A 14,793-nucleotide genomic window follows, 5' to 3' on the forward strand; every position below is an offset into this window, starting at 1 on the left:
GAACGTAGGTGGACTTCACCCCGGCGAGGATCGCGACGCCGCCGGCCCTCCACTGGTAGGCCAGCGTCACCGGTGCCGGTCCCCAGGTCCCCGGGACCGCGGTCAGGGTGGAGCCGACTTTTGCCGTCCCGGTGATCGTGGGAACCGGAACCGGAGACAGCGAGGTGGCCGCCGTCGCCGACCCACTGGGGAACTGTAGATACCCGCCGATCAGCACCATGACGACCAACACGCCAGCGATGGACCTGAAGACACTGTGATTACGCACGCATAGTCCAGTCACTAAATGTGGCCAGACAGCCACCTCCAAGTGACAGCCTTTTGGCTGCCACCGCCCCCATGAGAGTGGGCCAAGAATATAGCGGCATCATGAGCCCCGTCCACGATGTGACCTGCAGTTTTTCTGGAGTGTCACAGACCGAAGCGGTAAATTCAGGGGCGGCCATGAATCCCTGCGGATCGTACGTGCCTGCTCCACCGGCTCAACCGTCCTGCGGACGGCTGCCCAGCGGATGCCTTATGTCGGCGCTGCGCTTATTTCCTCCCACGACCCATCCATTGCTTGCCCTGCGGGTTGCCCAGGCTCCGTCGGGCACAGCTACGCGAAGCTCCGCCAGCAGGCAAGAACACGGTGGGGGAGAAGGGGGACGCCGGTACAGATACCTGCCCCGCCCAGGTGAAAGGAACACACCCATGAACAACACCAAAGCACCCAAGCCCTGCCCGGGAACAACGACCGCGAGAGCCCCCCGTCCCATAGCCACACCCAGGAATCCCATTGACAACATCATTGAGATTCCTCCGGATTCTAGGCGTCCGATCCACCCCGTCTAGCCCCTCCGTTCCTCCGGGGCCTGCGGTGCAGGAAATGTCCCTCCGGCGCTCCTGCGTCGCTGATTCCCTCCAGGAATTTCCTCCCCCTTGCCCTGCGGGTAGACAGGGCTCCGTCGGCCGCCGAGCAAGCGAGCTTGCCAGCAACCAAAAAACAACTGTGAGTCTTGCAGTGGCTGGTCTGGGACTAGCTGGCAGTGTTGATGCCGGTCGTTCTGCCTGGCGCGTGACTCGAAAAAACAATTGCCCCTTGAGGGTGCATTTCCCCCGACTTGTCCGCGCTGGGTGGAGCGACCGGCCTTGACCTGTCCCACGACGGTGGCTTGATTAGAAGCTCGCCCAGCCCCTGCGGTTGTGGCTCATCACAGTATTGCCTCGAAGTGACTCTTCCCAGGTCCAGTGCCGGTCGTGATGCGACCAATCTTGCCCGTTCGAAAGGAAGGAGGGCCGCGTTGACTATCGTTGCGCAGACCCGCCCGTTCGTCATCGGCGTGGACTGCCACGCCCGCACCCACACGTACGCCATCATCGAGGCCAGCACCAAGCGACAGATCGCGTGCGAGCAGTTCCCGACCACCCCGGCAGGGATTTCCCGCGCACTTGCCTGGGTAGGCCGACGGACAGACGGCGACATGGCCTGTCTAGGGCCGTCGAGGGCATCGGCTCCTACGGGGCGCGCCTGGCCAGGGCAGTAACCGACGCCGGCTACGACGTCGCCGAAGCTCCCCGGATGAACGCCCGCGGGCGCCGGGGAATCGGCAAATCCGACCCGCTGGACGCCGCCGCCATCGGAACCGCAGTCCTGGCCATAGAGGAGTCCCAGCTCCGCGCCCCGCGCAGTGATGAAGGAACCCGCGCCGGACTCAGGATCCTGAGCGCAGCACGGGATCAGTTGACCCGGGAACGAACAATGAATGTCAATGCACTCATCGCCTTACTCCGGGCACACGATCTTGGAATCGACGCTCGTAAACCTCTGGTTCCCGCCCAGATCGCCACGATCACCAGATGGCGGGAACGACACGAGCAGATCGAACTATCAATCGCGCGCGAGGAAGCAGTTCGGTTGGCGCGCCGCGTTCTCGAAGTGACCACCCAGCTGACTGCGAACCAGAAGCACATGACAGAACTGATCCAGCAAAGCCCCGCTGCGCCGCTGTTGGAGATGATGGGCGCCGGGGCTGTCACAGTCGCCACCGTCCTGACAGCTTGGTCGCATCCAGGAAGGGTTCGCAGCGAAGCTGCCTTCGCCTCGCTGGCAGGGGTGAATCCCTTGCCAGCCTCAAGCGGTAACACTGTCCGGCACAGGCTCAACCGGGGCGGTGATAGGCGCCTCAACCGGGCCTTGCACACCATCACCATGACCCGGATGGTCCACGACCCCGGAACCCGGGACTACGTCGCCAAACGCACCCAAGAAGGACGTAGCTACCGCGAAATCCGCAGATCCCTCAAGCGCTACATTGCCCGAATCCTCTACCGCCAACTCAACGCCCTTTACGCCACCGCGGAACCGGTCCGATCCCACGTTGCCGGGGCAGACCCTTACCCGGAATAGGAGCACCGGTTGAGCATGCCGGGCTTCGGTTTGATTTACGGGTCAGGTGGTGTCCGGTAAAGGATCCCTCACCGGGCACTTGTCTGTTCGCTGTGGGTCTCACCTTAAGGCGGCAGCTCGGACGTTCTCGAGCCGGTCTTTCGCTTCATCGAATTCAGCGCCAGCCAGGATTGAGGCGTCGTCTGCGCAAAGGTATAGCTCAATACGATCTGAAAGGTCGCTTTCCCGGGCGTCCAACTCGAGAGTGAGCACCTTCGTCCCAGGCTTGTCGCCAGATGCCGGGTTGGCGGGAATGTTCCCGATGGACTGCACCCGGTTCCACGGCAGCTGTGCGGCGAGGACGTACCCCTTCCGGAATTGCGTCTTGTACACAGCTAAGTGCTGTTCATGTGCCACGAGAAGGAAGCCGATGTACCCGGCGTTTTTAATGGGCTTGTACGGCCATGAGCGCAGAGGGGGCACCATGAACCAGGCCCAGCCAGCTGGCAAGACAAGCAGACCAGGAAAGGCTGCGCGCGTCCGCGCCATGTGCGACCTATTGAAGCGCGTTGTCCCGACTGCCAGCGCCCAGCAAAGGACAGGGAGGAAGACAAACACTGCAATTCCGAAGATGTTCGGCCCCGTCAGACCCTCGTTCAAGATGTCGTGCACGAGCCGGTAGAGCATGAACCCTGCATAGACCAAGAAGATGGCCCCGAACGTGACAATCTTTCCCCAGCCCTTCATCGTCCTCCTGCGGCCGACGAGAGCATCCCGTCGTACACGAGTCAGCTTATGAGAAACCAAGAAGGCGCCGTTCGTCTGCGGTGCAGACACGCGGTGGCGAGCTTCTGCCTGATTAGTCGCGGTGAAGGATCCTCTATCGGACGCTCAGTGTCCCGCTGGACCACCGGCTTACGACACGGTCCACCCAGGCGGATGCCTTTCAGCAGAATTCGTTGTTAGGGACGAGGTTGTGACGGAAGCTTCGCCCGGTCACTCGATCGGCATGCCTGCCCAGTTGTGCGGGGTCCAGTCCACGGGATAACCGCACTCCTCCATCGAGAGGAGGACCGGGCCGGAATCGTGGGGCGACCAGAAGGTAAACCACACACTGGGGTCCGTGGTGACAATCTCGACCTCCCAGATGACGGGCGGGAACAGGCGCTGCCGGCGCTTGGAGAAGACCTCCTTGACCTCGCTCCGCGGCACAATCCAAGGGCCGATGCGGAACAGGTTCAGGCCGCGGCCGTGAAACTCCAGCTGCTCCGGGGTGACGACGAAACGGAGCCAGGGAGTGCCGGCTTGAAACCGGTAGTTGCTGTGGCCCCCGCCGATGAACTCGTATCGCAGTCCCCGAGCAAAGATGCCGTTATCGGTGTCCTCCACGGACGTCAGCCTAGGCTCTATTCTTGCGTGCCATAAGGGGCTGCGCCGGGCAGAGGCAGCCTCTTGGACGCGGACGGAACGGCAACGTGCCCAGCTATGAGAACCGTATGGACCAGAGCAGGGTTCCATTTCGGGATCCCTAAGCGGGCAGGTTCGATACACGACAGTTCGAATACTTTTGGGGCGTGATCGATCTAGGTTTTGAGTTCGAAGTAGCCCATCTCAAGATCGTGCTCGATCTGAGCACGGACGCTCGCGATCACGTGCAGGAGATCGTTGAAGTGGTAGACGACAGCTTGTAAAGCGGATTCGAGGCTCACGTTCTCTAGGCGTGCCAGACGATCGTCGTCCTCGTGAAGCGCCATCCCGTAGATGTAATCCATTGCGACCAGATCGCTGCCAAGCAAGATGCCGGGCCCCAATCCGTTGTCCATTTCGAGGCGGCCCGAGTGAAAGATTGGGCCGGATGCCCCAATGCGCGCGCCGGTGACTACCTGAGCCACAAGCTGTTTTAGGGCGCGCATAGCCTTAGCCCTCTCAGGTGTGATGAGGCTCTGAAGCGCCGTGACGATCCCCGGCAGATAGCAGTCCTCGCCAGGAGTGAAGAACACACGGCACTCAACGATTGTAGAGTCCACCATCCGCTTATCGAGTTGCTGGTCTTCGATCCCGGTGATGCGCCACGTGTCGTCATCAATCCGATGCCACGTGAGCTCGAGGAGCGGAATGCGACCGCTCCCGTCCCGCAGTGCGGTGATTGGCTCACCCAACCCGGGAGTCGAACGTCTGAGAAACTTCGAGAGCTTGCGGCGGGCGTGGTCTTGAACGCTCGGAGGTGCTGCGGTCATACCGGGACCCTACCGCGTGTATCCGGGAAGCAAGACAACTTGCGAGACGTGGGATCCCTCCACCAGGCGATTCTCAGTCTGGACGAAGGACATCGGCAAGCAACGCTCCTGCGCCGTTGGCCGGTCAGCGCATTGCGATTCGCGGAATAGAGCGACGGCTCAGGCGGAGGCACCTACCTTCCGGTCCACTTGGGCTCGGAATTCTGCGGTCCATGGCGCATAGATCATTCGGGCAGCAGTTACTTGGACGTTCTCGGGAAGGCCCAGCTCGGCTAGGAATGCAAGGTGAAGGATGCCAATGGTTGCTGAAGGAAGTCCCCACCTTGCTGCAACCGGGATCTTTTCGAACTTTTTGCCGTCGAGGTGGGCTACTGCGTTTCTTGCATCGCGTGCCCACTTTGCCCATTGTTCTGTGTTCCCAACTACTGCGTTGACGGCGTCTTGGGCGGGAATGGTCGCGAGCTCCTTCATGCGTGCCACGAACCCTGGATCGTTGCCGAGCCCGCCCATCACCCGATCCCTATACGGGTTCGTAGCGAGGGCGTCGTTGAGGATGGCCATGATGGCTTTGTGGGCGTCAACGGGGATCGCTGTTGCAGCGGGCCGGAGCGCGCGATGGATGCTTTCGGCGGCCGAAAGCGCGTTCAGGATTCGGTTCTCTATGAAGCCTCTCTTCTCGTAGTCAAGGCCGAAAAGCACGTGGATGCCCATTCCTATCCGGATGTATAGCGAGTCCCACTTCTCCAACAGCTCGGCAAACGAGAGGTCGGGCATGCGGAAGAGGTATCTCTGGGGCTCTGTCTTGGTATCCTCCTGCGGCTCGACGAGCGGCGCGTACAACAGCTCGGCCGATCCGTGATCTGAGCCACCAAGAAGGAGGTGTATCGACCTGACTGCACAGGGGTGCCTCGTGGCGAAGGTAAGAAGGTCCTGTAGAGACTTGATCGCAGGCTGGAACGCATTCCAAGCCTTGAGATCGGGATTGGTTATCTTTGCATGGACTTCCTCGGATGCGGCGACCTGCCGCGCGGCGTTCATGTCCCTTGTGACGGCGCTGTACGTGCTCTGCCAGGCGAGTTCGATCCTGAAGTCTCCCAGTTTGCCGACGGGGCCTGCGTCCGCAGGTCGGCCGAGTTCCCACCTGACGCTCATATCTTTGACTCGCTGACTCTCATCGAGCTCGAAATTCTGAACAGAAGTGAACCCTGTGATACCGGACCAAGCCGTCAGGTTGTCTACCTCGACCTCTGCGCCTTCGAATCGGGGTTCGTCAACCGATACCAAATGGACGCCCTTGATGGCGGTCTGAACGGCGAGAAGCTGCGGATATTCTGGCGCGAGCATCGGCACTTCCTGGGTGATGTCGTGCCCACCCAGCAGCGTGAAGTCTGCCCCTGCCGCAGAACCGTGAATCAGCTGCCCCGCGTCCTCTACGGAAGTGTCACCTTGCATACGAGCTAGAAAGCGGTGCGCAAGCAGCATTCCGGTGAGTTGGAGTCGGCACTTGCCCGATGGTTCAACGGTGAGGATTCCTCCCACAGGCTCTTCCGGGGCGGTCGGGAGCCACCACTGCCCCACAAATGTTCGCTGGTTCATTCCTCCTTCCTATCATCGTCGGAAGTGCGGAATCGTTCCTTGGAGTTGTGTCCGTCGGTCATCGAAGGCGCCCGTAAGCCGGTCGATCACCGTGCCGGCGGAGTACACCGACGCGTACCGCCCAGCTGCTGGCTCAGCCCATGTACGTAAGGCCCGCACGGTGATATGTACGGTGACGGGGGGATTACTGCAACCATGTTCCTCGTGACTGGAATGAAGATCGGCTATGCCCGCGTCTCAACGAACGATCAGGATCTGACCGCTCAACGAAATGCCCTCCTTGCCCTGGGTGTTGGAGAGAAGCAGATCTTTGTCGATCACGGACTGACGGGAGCTAACCGTCTGCGCCCTGGACTCCGTGAAGCGATGGCGGCATGCCGGGCCGGCGATACCCTCGTGGTGACCAAGCTCGACCGACTGGCCCGGTCCCTTTCTGATGCCAGGGACATTGCCGATGAGCTCACGGCAAAAGGGGTTGTGCTTAGTCTCGGCAGCAGCACCCACGACCCGACCGACCCGGTAGGCCGGCTGCTGTTCAACGTCCTGGGAATGGTGGCCGAGTTCGAGGCGGATCTGATCCGGGCGCGCACCCGCGAGGGCATGGCGGTCGCAAAGGCCAAGGGGCGGCTGAAAGGCAAGCAGCCAAAATTGTCCAAGACGCAGCGGAAGCACCTCCTGGCACTGCACGACGCCGGCGAGCACACGCAGGCCGAACTGGCCGAACTGTTCCGGGTATCCCGGACGACGGTGTACCGCGAGCTCCAAAGGCGCATCATGTGAAGACCGATGCGGCGCCCCCTGCTAAAAGTGCCACTTAGCGCTGCAAAAAGACCGCCATTCCCAGGACGCCCGCGCCAAGGAGCGCACCGCCAAGGACGCCGCGCGTCTCGTTGGCTGGAGCCAGGGCAACGTCTACCGCCACCAGCAAACCCGTGCTGCAAGCGAGAACACAATAACCTCGCCCGCAAACCACGCGCTGCCTGAAGACTCCGGTTTCCGGCCCTTGCCCAGGTCTACTGCACGGACCTCGCTTCGCTCGGGCTGTAGAAGCGTTTTTCTGTTTTTGCTGCTGTCCTCCGGATCGTACGTGCCCGCTCCACCGGCTCAACCGTCCTGCGGACGGCTGCACAGCCGATGCCTCGTGTCGGCGCTTCGCTTATTTCCTCCCACAAGCCATCCACTGCTTGCCCTTCGGGTTGCCCCGGCTCCGTCGGGCACAGCTACGCGCTGCTCCGCCAGCAGGCAAAAACAACCGGGGGAGAGGGGACGCTGGCCGGTCAACAAAGCCGCCCTACCCACCGGATCCTCAGCAAAGGACGAGAGAAACCATGAACGATCGCATTGCACGCGCAGCCCTGACCCGACTCTTCGAACCCGGCGACCGTGTCGGTCGGGCCCTCGTGGGCAGGCTCGGCGCGTACGCCGCGTTAAGGCTTGCCACCGGCGCGCAGCCCGTACACTCCATTCCGGAGGCCACGGTCGAAGAATTGTCAGAAGCGTTGAGAAGGTGGGCTCCACGGGTTCCCGAGGTCGAACCGGAGAAAGACCTGGCCACCATCGAACACCTGGGCGGCGGGTTCCTCATCCCAGGAGATGAAGACTGGCCGGAAGGCTTGGACGATCTGCCCGACGCCCCGTACGGGCTTTGGTACCGGGGCAGCATCGATAAGGGCATCCCGGCGCCTTCGAAGTGCGTGGCCCTTACCGGATCCAGGGACTCGACCAGCTACGGCGCCTCCGTTACAGGCGACATGGCGTACGGGTTGGCCCAACGTGGAATCTGCGTGATATCGGGCCTTGCCTACGGTATCGATGCACACGCGCACCGGGCCGCGTTGGCCGGAAGCCAGGGAGAAGGACCGGCAACCCTCGCGGTACTGGCCGGAGGCATTGACCGTGACTACCCGTCAGGTAACGCTGATCTCGCGGCCGCGATTCGCGGCAACGGCCTGACGCTCTCGGAACTCCCGCCCGGTTCCGCCCCGACCCGGTACAGGTTTCTGCAGAGAAACCGCATCATTGCTGCCCTCGCCGGAGTCACATGTGTCGTGGAGGCCCGCTGGCGCTCAGGTGCGTTGAACACCGCGCACCACGCGGAGACGATCGCCCGGCACGTGGCTGCCGTCCCCGGCAGCATCCACAGTGCCAACTCCGCAGGATGCCACAGGCTGTTGAAGGAAGGCGGAGCCGTGCTGGTCTCCGGTGCAGCGGAACTAACCGAGCTGCTCGCCAGCTAAGACTCCTCAGGTGGCCGGTCCTTCCCGGGCCGGCCACCGCGGGCGGTCCGCCGCCTGTAAGCGGCTTGCGCGTTGGGTCGTCAGCGGCGGACCGCCATTCGCAAAACCAGGCGCCGGTTCAGCTGCCGCCCGCGGCCCACTGCCGTGCCGGCTCACTTTGGGGATCCGTGGGTGTCGCAGGGAAAAGCCTGTTCGCAGGGCTCACAGAATCGGGCGTCCGCTGGCGCGGCCGGCTGTTGGGTCCAGGGCGCACCGTCGCAGAGCTCCGGACCCCCTGGCCCTGTCTTGTTGACGACGTCCTTTTGGCTGCTGTCCTGACGGATTGTACGTGTCCGCTCCGGCCGGTCTAGCCCCTCCTTCGTCGGGGCCTGCGGTGCAGGAAATGTCCCTGCGGCGCTCCTTCGTCGCTGATTTCCTCCGGGAATTTCCCGCCCCTTGCCCTTACGGGTAGACAGGCCTCCGTCGCCCACAGCTCCGCAAGCTTCGCCAGCAGCCAAAACAACGGGGGGAGAGGGGAAGCTGGCCGGTCACCTAAGCCGCCCCGCCCACCCATTCCTCAGCAAAGGACTTACAACATGACCGACGCAATCCGCATCTCCAGCCCCGCCGACATCCTCGGTTTCATCCCGCACTCCCTCGGGTTCGTACCGCGTGAATCCTTTGTGTTCCTGACCATGCGGGGCAAGACGCTGGGCGCGACGCTCCGCGTCGACGCCCCCGCGATCGCCGAATCCGCCGGTTTCGCCCGCTCCATGGTGGACTACCTCGCACTGGACACGCAGGCCACGGCGGTGCTGCTGGCCATCTACACGGCCAGCACCCCGGCGCCCGGACAGTCCCGCCCCTTCCACGACCACGTCGAGGCCGTTATTGAGGTGCTGGAGGGTGCAGGTACCCCGCTGCAGGACGCGTGGCTGGTCACCCCGTCGCACTGGCAAAATCTCCTGTGCGACAGCGACGCCGGGTGCTGCCCGCCCGAACCGCTGGAATCCATCACGGACGGGCAACTGAACGCGGAACTGGTGTTCCGTGGCAGCAGCTACCAAAAGACGCCCGGCACCAACTACCCGCCGTTCACAGGCCCAGACGACAGGGAGGAACAGATCCGTCACGCGCTCCGGGGAGTGCTGGGCGCGGACCTGCATCCGGGCAGGGAACTGTGGGCCGAGGCACTGACCCGGGACAGCTGGACAGACCCGGCAACGGCGGTGGAGCTGCTGGCGTGCTTCCAGCGCCCGGACCTGCGGGACACGTTGTTCTGCAACGTGATCGACCCGGACATGCCGGACGCCGAGGGAAGCGGGAATCTGCTCGTGGGGGAGGGTATCGCCCCGGACTGGAACCGTGTTGACCGGGCGCACGAAACGGCCCGGGACCTCATCGACGCCGCGCCGGAAGGTTACCGGGCGCCCCTGCTGACCTTGATCGGATGGCTGGCGTACCTCAAAGGTCAGTCGTCGGTAGCTGCGGACCACTTCAAGCTTGCTCTGGCAGATACACCGGGCTATCGGCTCGCGGAACTGATGGACCAGCTGGTGAGCCGGGGGACCATCGCCCCGGTCGCGAAGAACCAGGAAACCGCCTACAAGCGGCACCGCTAAAAGCAACGGGGCCGGACCGGGAGAACGGTCCGGCCCCTTGCCCCTTGGGTGCGGTGGCGGCCTCCCCCGCATGCGCTCCTCCGGCCGCCGATCACGCTGCCGCGGGCGCAGCACCCCACGCAGGAAACGGCCCGACGCCGGGCTACAGTGGAAAAGGAACACGATCCACTAAGAGCCTGGGGGCAGCACATGAGCCACGAATACACCCTGACCGATGATGACGCTGCACCTGCCGATGCCACCCATGCCCAGGACATTCTCGAGCTCTCGATGTTGACCATGCCGCGGCCAGGCGCCCCCATCGTTGATATCTCCTGGGAGAAATCCCCGCTGGACCTGTAGGTTCTCTGCAGCGATGACGCTTGCAGCACAAGTTTCCTTTTGCTGAGGGAAAAACTGAGGCCGGCCCCGAGGGGCCGGCCTCAGCCCTTTAACCGCTGAAACGGGCCTCGCTTCGCTCGGGCTGTACAAGCATTTTTCTGTTTTGGCTGCTGTCCTGTCGGATTGTACGTGTCCGCTCCGGCCCGTCTAGCCCCTCCTTCGTCAGGGCCTGCGGTGCACGAATTTTCCTGCGGCGCTCCTTCGTCGCTGATTTCCTTCGGGAATTTCCTGCCCCTGGCCCTTGCGGGTAGACAGGCCTCCGTCGGCCACAGCTCCGCAAGCTTCGCCAGCAGCCAAAACAACGGGGGGAGAGGGGATGCTGGCCGGTCACCTGATCCGCCCCACTCACCGGCAAACCAACTTGGTCCGCACCCGTTTCCACCCGCTTGACAGACATAGAAGCGTCGGGGGAGAAGGGGACGCTGGCCGGTCACCGACTGCTCCCCGCCCACCCCACTTCTCGGACAAGAAGGAACACCACCATGAACACCACACCCGTGCTGGAAATGATCGACCCGGCCACCCTCACCATCGACATCAACGTCCGCAAAGACGCCGCCCTGTCGGCCAACTTCGTGGCCAGCATCAAGGAACTCGGAGTCCTCGAACCCGTCATCGCCCACCGCAAGGACGACGGCACCGTGCACGTGCTGATGGGCCAGCGCCGCACCCTCGGAGCGATCGAGGCCGGACGCGAGACCATCCCGGTCATGATCGTGGCCAGCCCGGAGGAAGCCGACCGGCTCATCACGCAGGTCGTGGAGAACATCCAGCGCACCGAACTGACCGAAGCCGACGAGGCCGAGGCCTACCACCAGCTCTCCCTGATCGGCGTCTCGGCCGCCGCGATCGCTAAGAAGACCGGACGGACCAAGACCACGGTTGAAAGCGCCCTGAAAGCCAAAGCCACCATCGCCGGTGCCCAGGCCCTGCACAACGGCTACACCGTCGAACAGGCCCTCATCCTCGCCGAATTCGAGTCCGACGAGGACGCGACCGCCGAGCTGGAATCCGTCATCAAGGATGACCCCGACTATCTGGACCACATGACCCAGAAGCTCCGGGACGAACGCGACTCCCGCGAGCAGCTGGCCGCGCTGAAAGCCGTGCTCGAGGCCGAGGGAAAGACCGTGGTGGAGGACGCCGGTCACTACGGCGACCACGAGACCCTGCGCGTGGATGCCCTGAAGCGGGCCGACGGGGAACCGGCCACCGATCAGGACGCCAACGCCGTCCTGATCAGCACCGACTACCGGCGCCAGCACACCGCAGTCCCCGTCGTCACCGGCTGGAAAGAGCTCGGCTTCGTCCCGAAGTACGAGCGTTACGACGGCGGCACCGGGGCGCAGAAGGGCCCGATGACCGAGGAACAGAAGGCCGAGCGGAAAACCCTGATCGCCAATAATCGCGAGATGGAGACCGCTACCAAGGTCCGCCGCGACTTCGTGAAGACCCTGCTGACCCGCAAGGCCGCACCGAAGGGCTGGCAGTACTTCACCGTCCACGCCATCACCCACCACCCCGAAACGGCCAGCGGCTACGACGGCAAGGTCGCCGCCGAGATGATCGGGGCCAAGACCGGCGAAGACGAAAAATGGGGCTGGAACCCCTTGAGGGACCACACCGCCGCCACGACGGCCCGGTCCGAGTTTTCCCTGATCGCCGTGGTCTGCGCAGGGTACGAGAAGACCATCCAGAAAGACTCATGGCGGAGCGCCGAAAAGCGGCACTTCCACTACCTGAACCAGCTCACCATCTGGGGGTACACGGCCAGCGACGTCGAGCGCGTCATACTCGACAAGCACACCGCCGAAACCGACTAATCTGTAAGTGTGCCGGGCGGCTGATCCCCCAATACAGCCGCCCGGCCACCCACCCCGTGAAGGGCTGGAACCTCCCGCACGGCGGGCGGTCCGCCGCCACGGGCGAACCACGGCAGCCACTCACCAGCGACGGACCGCCGATTGGCGCGGCCACGCACGGCCTTTGACGCCGCGCCTCAGGTTGCAATGAACTTGCCGGCCGTGGCAGCGTCACCACCGGTTCAGCCAGACTGAACCCACAGACGTCCATCTCCCGGGAAGCCCAGGGAAGGGATGGCGCCTAAAGCGTCGGCCCCTCCGGCCTTACCTGAGCAGACCTGGACCGGGCTGGCGTCATTCCCCGCGGCTGGAGGAAGCACCCTTTCCGGTTCCTCGGGAGCGGGCAGCCGGCTCAGTCACTCCCTGGATGTCCACGGGCGTGAAATGGCTGGCTTGCTGTCGTTTAGTGCCTGTCTGCCCACCGCTCGTGGGCGGACTGCCGGCTGATGCCTACAGCGCGGCCGATATCCGTCCAGGATGCCCCCGCGGCCTTGGCGGCGGCAACGGTCTTATCCAACCGGCGACCGGCCTGGTTGTATTCACGCGCCGCCGCCTCCACCCCGGCCACAGCCTCCAGTGGTGCGAGGTGCACTTTCCACTCGTCGTGGATGGCATCTTCGACGGTGGTGGAAGCGTTGGCGAATTCGTCAGGGGAAACGTAGTCACGCCGGAGGCTGAAGTCCGCCGTAGCCGGGGACGGCACCCGTTCCCACAGCTCGCCTCGCCACCCGCAATCACAGGCTCCGCGCCAGCCGACAATCTCCCGGTCCGGGACGACTTCGTAGTCGGGCAGCATCTTGTCCGGCTGGTAACGGCCGGTGATGCCCTCCACGAGTATGCCTTGGCCCGAAGATGAGGAGGACAAGCGCCCGTCCGGAGCGACGGCGGCAGCCCAGCCCTCGTGTTCGTTGTCGTTTGATATCCAACCCATGGCCACACCCTTCCGTCAGGTAATCCTGACAGCAAGTGTGTCAGGGATCCCTGACAATGACCAGAGCTGATCGCCAAGGGAGGCCGTCGCCCCGCGCGCCGTGTTTAGCCCCTGGGCGGGCCGGCGGTCCGTGCGGGGCGCGGATTCCCTGCGGTTGTGGCTTAGCCTCTAAGCATTGCGATTTCTTGGGGGAAATATGAATAAAGCGCAGAGACGCGCTCACGTTGAGCCGCCATGTCCGGAATGCGGTTCCCGGGTGGTTCCGATCTGGAGTGACATGCGGGCCCGTTCCGAGGCGCAGCCGGACTGGCGGGTTGTCGCCCGTCAATGCAGCAACCAGCGCTGCCCTCGCCGCAACGATACGAACTGGTAGGACCTCCCTGGGGCCGGCAGGCGTTGGGACGTATCGCGTCGTTGTTGGCTCCAACAATCAGCAGTTCGGTGCGACGGCGCCCTGTGTCATTTTCAGAAGCTGACTGCACCGACCTTCCCGTAATCCCGGGGAATCTGTTCATATTTCTAGACAGAAACCCCTAGATTTAGGGGAAAAATCTCTATTCATTCAGTTGAATGATTGCTAGAATTGAGGTAGCAAGTCAGCCAGTCGAACCTAACTAACGTGATACGAAACCGAGGACTGAAAATGACTCTCACCATCTACACGAAGCCAGCCGGGTGCTTCGGCTGCGCCAAGACCAGGCAGAAGTTCACCGACGCCGGCATCGCCTTCACTGAGGTCGACGTGACCACCAACCAGGCCGCGTTTGAGTACATCACCGAGGAGCTTGGCCACTCTCAGGCCCCCGTCGTGGTCTACGACAGGGAGAACAGCGAGGACCACTGGTCCGGGCTGAACCCGGCGAAGATCGCCAAGGTCATCGGGATCGAAACCCGCGCCCGGGAAGGCGCCCCCGCATGAGCGCCGGAACCGGCACCACGGTCATCGGCCACGTCACGGCCGACCCCGAGCTGCGGTTCACCGGATCCGGCACGGCCGTGGCCCGCTTCACCATCGCCTCCACCCCCGGGACCTTCGACGCCGGCGCCGGCCAGCGGGGCGGGCGGGGCACCATGTTACTGGCTGCTACGGCGTGGAGGGGCACCGCCGAACACGCGGCCGCAACCCTGACGCGCGGCATGCGCGTGATTGCCATCGGCACCCTGAAACCCCGGACGTACACGACGAAGGCGGGGGAGGAGCGCACCGTCGTGGAGTTCGAGGTCGAGGACATCGGCCCGTCCCTGCGCCACTCCACCGCGGAAGTTACGCGCACCGGTCCGGGTCCGGAGCAGGACGAGGAGCTCCCGCCGGACAGGTTCGCCCTGTCCGCCCGGGAGTACGGCGACGATGATGCATGGTTCGGCCTCGCAGCCAACCCCACGGGGCACATCAACGTCCCGGCCCCCGATCCCGGTCCGGCCCTCCAGGGTGGCACGATGACCGAAACGCCCAGGGACGATGCCGGGCACTGATGGCGAAGACACCGAACGAACCCGACGGAACGGCCGGCTGGCTGGGCATCTTCGTTGCAACGACAGCCATTCCTCCGGAGGACCGGCTCCCGGACAGGGGTTCAGCT

At 63.6% G+C, this 14,793-nt stretch carries 12 protein-coding genes and 2 pseudogenes; 8 read left to right on the forward strand and 6 right to left on the reverse strand.

Annotated features, from left to right (window positions below; genetic code table 11):
* Positions 1 to 268: pseudogene (locus tag C9424_RS21770) on the reverse strand (hypothetical protein); the annotation flags it as partial.
* Between the two features lie 1,015 nt (positions 269 to 1,283).
* Here C9424_RS21770 and C9424_RS20410 point away from each other — a divergent pair.
* Positions 1,284 to 2,389: pseudogene (locus tag C9424_RS20410) on the forward strand (IS110 family transposase).
* Between the two features lie 99 nt (positions 2,390 to 2,488).
* On the opposite strand, the gene C9424_RS20415 reads toward C9424_RS20410, so the two are convergent.
* From C9424_RS20415 to C9424_RS20430, 4 genes are all read right to left on the reverse strand, one after another.
* Positions 2,489 to 3,115 (reverse strand): hypothetical protein, encoded by a 627-nt coding sequence (locus tag C9424_RS20415; protein ID WP_116768667.1) that lies wholly within the window; start codon positions 3,113 to 3,115, stop codon positions 2,489 to 2,491.
* A 249-nt stretch (positions 3,116 to 3,364) separates the two neighbouring features.
* Positions 3,365 to 3,757 carry a hypothetical protein gene (locus tag C9424_RS20420; protein ID WP_116768668.1) on the reverse strand — a complete coding sequence of 131 codons (393 nt, stop codon included), beginning with the start codon at positions 3,755 to 3,757 and terminating at the stop codon, positions 3,365 to 3,367.
* A 194-nt stretch (positions 3,758 to 3,951) separates the two neighbouring features.
* Complete coding sequence (locus C9424_RS20425) at positions 3,952 to 4,605, reverse strand: hypothetical protein (RefSeq protein ID WP_116768669.1); 654 nt, start codon at positions 4,603 to 4,605, stop codon at positions 3,952 to 3,954.
* A gap of 159 nt (positions 4,606 to 4,764) precedes the next feature.
* Positions 4,765 to 6,201, reverse strand: coding sequence for a HEPN domain-containing protein (locus C9424_RS20430; RefSeq protein WP_116768670.1), 1,437 nt, complete (start codon positions 6,199 to 6,201; stop codon positions 4,765 to 4,767).
* A 213-nt stretch (positions 6,202 to 6,414) separates the two neighbouring features.
* Between C9424_RS20430 and C9424_RS20435 the strand changes: the two genes are divergently transcribed.
* The 5 genes from C9424_RS20435 to C9424_RS20455 all read left to right on the forward strand — a co-directional run bounded on the left by C9424_RS20435 (position 6,415) and on the right by C9424_RS20455 (position 12,243).
* A complete protein-coding gene (locus C9424_RS20435) occupies positions 6,415 to 6,981 on the forward strand; it encodes a recombinase family protein (RefSeq protein ID WP_116768688.1) in 567 nt (188 codons plus the stop codon).
* Between the two features lie 548 nt (positions 6,982 to 7,529).
* Positions 7,530 to 8,438, forward strand: a complete 909-nt coding sequence (gene dprA, locus C9424_RS20445; RefSeq protein WP_116768671.1) for a DNA-processing protein DprA — start codon at positions 7,530 to 7,532, stop codon at positions 8,436 to 8,438.
* A gap of 575 nt (positions 8,439 to 9,013) precedes the next feature.
* On the forward strand, positions 9,014 to 10,039 hold the full coding sequence (locus C9424_RS20450; protein ID WP_116768672.1) for a DUF4192 domain-containing protein: 1,026 nt from the start codon (positions 9,014 to 9,016) through the stop codon (positions 10,037 to 10,039).
* Between the two features lie 189 nt (positions 10,040 to 10,228).
* Complete coding sequence (locus tag C9424_RS21540; protein ID WP_161958265.1) at positions 10,229 to 10,381, forward strand: hypothetical protein; 153 nt, start codon at positions 10,229 to 10,231, stop codon at positions 10,379 to 10,381.
* A 521-nt stretch (positions 10,382 to 10,902) separates the two neighbouring features.
* Positions 10,903 to 12,243: a ParB/RepB/Spo0J family partition protein gene (locus C9424_RS20455; RefSeq protein WP_116768673.1), complete on the forward strand. Its 1,341-nt coding sequence runs from the start codon at positions 10,903 to 10,905 to the stop codon at positions 12,241 to 12,243.
* Positions 12,244 to 12,685: 442 nt separating this feature from the next.
* Here the strand turns inward: C9424_RS20455 and C9424_RS20460 are convergent, their stop codons facing one another.
* On the reverse strand, positions 12,686 to 13,213 hold the full coding sequence (locus tag C9424_RS20460; RefSeq protein ID WP_116768674.1) for a hypothetical protein: 528 nt from the start codon (positions 13,211 to 13,213) through the stop codon (positions 12,686 to 12,688).
* 643 nt (positions 13,214 to 13,856) lie between these two features.
* On the opposite strand from C9424_RS20460, the gene C9424_RS20465 reads away from it, so the two are divergent.
* Together C9424_RS20465 and ssb are read left to right on the forward strand one after the other, a co-directional pair.
* Positions 13,857 to 14,132 carry a glutaredoxin family protein gene (locus tag C9424_RS20465; protein WP_116768675.1) on the forward strand — a complete coding sequence of 92 codons (276 nt, stop codon included), beginning with the start codon at positions 13,857 to 13,859 and terminating at the stop codon, positions 14,130 to 14,132.
* Complete coding sequence (gene ssb, locus C9424_RS20470) at positions 14,129 to 14,686, forward strand: single-stranded DNA-binding protein (RefSeq protein ID WP_116768676.1); 558 nt, start codon at positions 14,129 to 14,131, stop codon at positions 14,684 to 14,686. Before C9424_RS20465 ends, ssb begins: the two co-directional genes overlap by 4 nt.
* Positions 14,687 to 14,793 lie beyond the last annotated feature (107 nt).

Origin of the sequence: Arthrobacter sp. H-02-3, assembly GCF_003097355.1 — a bacterium.
GTDB classification, from domain to species: domain Bacteria; phylum Actinomycetota; class Actinomycetes; order Actinomycetales; family Micrococcaceae; genus Arthrobacter; species Arthrobacter humicola.

Bases quoted from the DNA above. Each gene is read 5' to 3' on its own strand.
- C9424_RS20425 (WP_116768669.1), bottom strand. From the start codon at position 4,605: ATGACCGCAGCACCTCCGAGCGTTCAAGACCACGCCCGCCGCAAGCTC.
- C9424_RS20430 (WP_116768670.1), bottom strand. From the start codon at position 6,201: ATGAACCAGCGAACATTTGTGGGGCAGTGGTGGCTCCCGACCGCCCCG.
- ssb (WP_116768676.1), top strand. From the start codon at position 14,129: ATGAGCGCCGGAACCGGCACCACGGTCATCGGCCACGTCACGGCCGAC.
- C9424_RS20460 (WP_116768674.1), bottom strand. From the start codon at position 13,213: ATGGGTTGGATATCAAACGACAACGAACACGAGGGCTGGGCTGCCGCC.
- C9424_RS21540 (WP_161958265.1), top strand. From the start codon at position 10,229: ATGAGCCACGAATACACCCTGACCGATGATGACGCTGCACCTGCCGAT.
- C9424_RS20465 (WP_116768675.1), top strand. From the start codon at position 13,857: ATGACTCTCACCATCTACACGAAGCCAGCCGGGTGCTTCGGCTGCGCC.
- C9424_RS20435 (WP_116768688.1), top strand. From the start codon at position 6,415: ATGAAGATCGGCTATGCCCGCGTCTCAACGAACGATCAGGATCTGACC.
- C9424_RS20415 (WP_116768667.1), bottom strand. From the start codon at position 3,115: ATGAAGGGCTGGGGAAAGATTGTCACGTTCGGGGCCATCTTCTTGGTC.
- C9424_RS20450 (WP_116768672.1), top strand. From the start codon at position 9,014: ATGACCGACGCAATCCGCATCTCCAGCCCCGCCGACATCCTCGGTTTC.
- dprA (WP_116768671.1), top strand. From the start codon at position 7,530: ATGAACGATCGCATTGCACGCGCAGCCCTGACCCGACTCTTCGAACCC.
- C9424_RS20455 (WP_116768673.1), top strand. From the start codon at position 10,903: ATGAACACCACACCCGTGCTGGAAATGATCGACCCGGCCACCCTCACC.